The sequence below is a fragment of the bacterium genome (assembly GCA_024228115.1).
Classification (GTDB): domain Bacteria; phylum Myxococcota_A; class UBA9160; order UBA9160; family UBA6930.
Genome location: JAAETT010000477.1, coordinates 1 through 3,384, shown reverse-complemented (window position 1 = coordinate 3,384; position 3,384 = coordinate 1). Strand labels below are relative to the sequence as shown.

Genomic DNA, 3,384 nt, shown 5'->3' with positions numbered 1-3,384 from the left:
GACACTACCTCGCGGCTCTCGATCGCGAACTCGACACCGATCCGACCGACACCGATTCGCCGTTCTGACGAGAAACCAGCACTCGCGCGCGACCACGGCTAGATGATCAGATTTCTACGGTTTCTCGTGATCGCCAACACTTCTTCAACCACTTCCCCTCGAAGCAGGATGTGCTGCGAGAGATCGCCCGCGAATCCATGGGTGTGCTCCTGGGGCAGATCGAGGAAGCGCAGAAGCAGCCGGGTGATGCGATCGATCGCCTCCACTTCTTCTATCAGCATGCCGCGGATCAGGCCGAGCAAGCGGGCCCGATGCACCGGGAATTCCTGACCGAGATCCTTCACGTATCCCATGAAGCCGCGATGCCGGATGATGCCCGCCGCCTCCAGGGCGCCTTCCGGACGCTTCTCGAAGGTGGCGTTGCTCCCGAGGTCGTCGATGCCCATGGTCTCCAGGCGCTCACCGAACTGGTACTCGGTTCCTACTACGCGCTGATGTTCAACTGGGCACATCTCGAGAGCTATCCGCTCCGCGAACGGGCGATGGCTCAGGTGCGCTTGCTCGAGCGTGCCCTGCGTCCCCAAGGAAAGGAATGATCCATGGCTCATCGCGAAGCCGAACATGTAGAGCTTCCTGTTCCGAACGGGTGGTTTGCGGTCGCGTTCAGCCGCGACCTCCGCGTCGGAGACGTTCAGCCCCTCCACTACTTCGACCAGGACATGGTCCTGTTTCGTGGCCGCTCCGGCGAGGCCAAGGTGCTCGACGCGTATTGCCCGCACCTGGGCGCGCATCTGGGCTACGACGGGCGAGTGATGGGAGACACCGTTCGGTGTCCATTCCACGGCTGGCAATTCGATGGTGGCAGCGGCGAATGCACCCGCATCCCCTATTGCGATCGGATTCCGAAGAAGGCACGCGTGCGCCCGTGGGACGTGCTGGAGAAGAACGGGATGGTCTTCGTCTGGCATCACGTAGAGGGGAAACCGCCGGAGTGGGATTTTCCGGTCCAGCCCGAGATCGGCCATCCCGATTGGTCCGAGCCCCGAACCTTCGATCTCGAGGTTCCGGTGCATGTGCAGGACATGCACGAGAACAACAACGATCCGGTGCACTTCCAGTTCGTTCACGGCATCGCGGAGCCAATGGAATCGGAGATCGAGTACGCCGAGGACGGCCGCTTCTACCGGATCGTCAGCAAGCAAGAGCAGGTGACGCCCATGGGGACGTTCGAGATGTCGCTGGTTCGGGATTCATGGGGCATCGGACTCTCGGCCGTGAGCTCGGTCGGAATCCCGAATGCAGGCCTCCTGATGTACTCCTCGACGACACCCATCGATGCCCGGAACACGCATTCGCGTTGGCTCCTCACAGCGACCAACAACCTGGTGGATCTGGCTGGCGAGGAGTTCATGAATCGGATCACCGCAGGAGTTCGGGATGACCTGACGATCTGGACGCATAAGGTCCACCGTGCCAGGCCCGTCTTGTGTGAGGCCGACGACTACCTGGCGATGTTCCGGAAGTGGACGCGCCAATTCTATTCCCGGCCGGCATCTCCGCCGGCGGCGGGCTGAAGGAACTCCCCGATGGATCGCTATCTCGTCGTCTCGTCCGATTGCCACGCTGGGCTTCCGCCCGAGCAGTACCGGGCCTATCTCGACCCCCAGTACCGGGACGCTTTCGATCTCGCACTTCCCATCCAGATCAAGCTCACCACCGAGGCGTCCAAGAGGTTCCTGGTCGCCGATATCAACGAGGAATGGCGCAAGGGTCGGGAGGATCTCCTGACGGGTGCCTGGGATCATGAGCAGCGTTTGCGCGTGCTCGACGGTGATGGGGTCGCTGCCGAGGTGATCTTCCCCGATGGCATCACGGAGATGAACATGCCGCCGTTTGGCGCGGGGCTTTCGATGCCAACCGAGAACATTGCGCCCGAGCTCCAATGGGCCGGTGCTCGTTCACACAACCGATGGCTGGCAGAGCTATGCCAGATGGCACCGGAACGACACATCGGCGTCGCGATCGTCCCGGCCCTCTGGGATGTAGCCGAGGCTGTGCGCGAGGTCGAATGGGCCAAGGAGAATGGCCTTCAGGGCATCATGCTTCCCGTGCAATGGGGCAAGCTCTCGCCCTATCACCACCCGAAATACGATCCCTTGTGGGCAGCTTGCCAGGATCACGAGATGGTCATCCATTTCCACTCGGGCCCTGCACCCATAGAAGACTATTTCGGAAAGATGGACGCGCCGCCGGACGAGCGGGAAGACCTGCCCGGCGCGATGGGCATCTTCATCTCGGAGGTCGCCTTCTACCTGGTGCGTCCGTTGACCTTCATGATGTGGGGCGGTGTGTTCGAGCGCTTTCCGTGCTTGAAGGTCGTGTTGACCGAGGGGGCGTCGATCTGGGTCCCGGAATACCTGGAGCTCCTCGACCAGCGCTACTCGAACACCCACTACTCTGCGAAGCTGGGCGACTACCATAGTCATCTGAAGCTGAAGCCGAGCGAGTACTTCGCGCGCAACGTCGGGGTCGGAGCTTCGTGCATGCCGCGCCGGGAGGCCGAGCTCCGCCACGAGATCGGGGTCGAGCAGATCATGTGGGGAAGCGACTATCCCCATCCCGAAGGAAGCTGGCCGTTCACGCCAGACCAGATGCATGAAACCTTCCACGGCCTGCCCGAAGACGAGATCGCCGCAATGCTCGGCGGCAATGCCGTCCGCTTCTACGGTCTCGATGCCGAGAAGCTGGCCTCCCACGTCGCCCGCATCGGCCCCGAGAAAGCACGCTTCCGCTAGCCACGGGGCCACTGTGGTCGCTTCGCCTCTCGCGTGAGGTACGGCAGTCGCCGGGACTGAGCGCGCGCTTGGCTGCACCTCTACCTACCCATGTCTTGCGCCCGACCTGCACCTAGCCCCGGAGAAGTGGCTCCAGTTTCCAGCACGGCCGATCGCGGGGCGGGGGGCGGTCAGCGCGGAAATAGAGCGCAGGCATCTCCCCCGGTGAGCGTGCGCACGTTCGCTAGCGGCGAAGCCGCGTAAGCGAACCCGCGTCCAGGTGTTTCGCGGCTTTCCAGGCACCAGCCGAGCCATTCCGCGATGGCCGCCCCCCGCCCCGCGATCCGCCATGAGAAGCAGAGCGGCCTTCTAGCAGGCTGCGGAAGAACGCTGGTGGCGTAGCGGAAACCGGGAGCTCGAGGGGGTTTTCCCGGGAATTGAGCGCGGAATCGGGGTTTCGCCGCCGGTGGGTGTCCGGCTCGTGACCCGCGCGGCGCTCCGTTCGGGCCGATGATCTACGTCGGGCATAGCAAGTTCCTCATTCGCACGAGGTTGTAGGCGGCCTGAGTGAACGTGAACACCCAACCCACGCGGCCCCTGCCACGGTGTT

3 protein-coding genes are annotated in these 3,384 nt (G+C 63.1%); all 3 read left to right on the top strand.

The window, feature by feature from the left end:
* Positions 1–170: 170 nt before the first annotated feature.
* From GY937_20555 to GY937_20545, 3 genes are read left to right on the top strand one after another with little or no spacing between them, the layout of a single operon-like run.
* Complete coding sequence (locus tag GY937_20555; protein ID MCP5059103.1) at positions 171–596, top strand: hypothetical protein; 426 nt, start codon at positions 171–173, stop codon at positions 594–596.
* Positions 597–599: 3 nt separating this feature from the next.
* Complete coding sequence (locus tag GY937_20550) at positions 600–1,574, top strand: Rieske 2Fe-2S domain-containing protein (GenBank protein MCP5059102.1); 975 nt, start codon at positions 600–602, stop codon at positions 1,572–1,574.
* 12 nt (positions 1,575–1,586) lie between these two features.
* Entirely contained in the window at positions 1,587–2,795 is a 1,209-nt protein-coding gene (locus GY937_20545; GenBank protein MCP5059101.1) for an amidohydrolase, read from the top strand.
* The last annotated feature ends 589 nt before the right edge of the window (positions 2,796–3,384 follow it).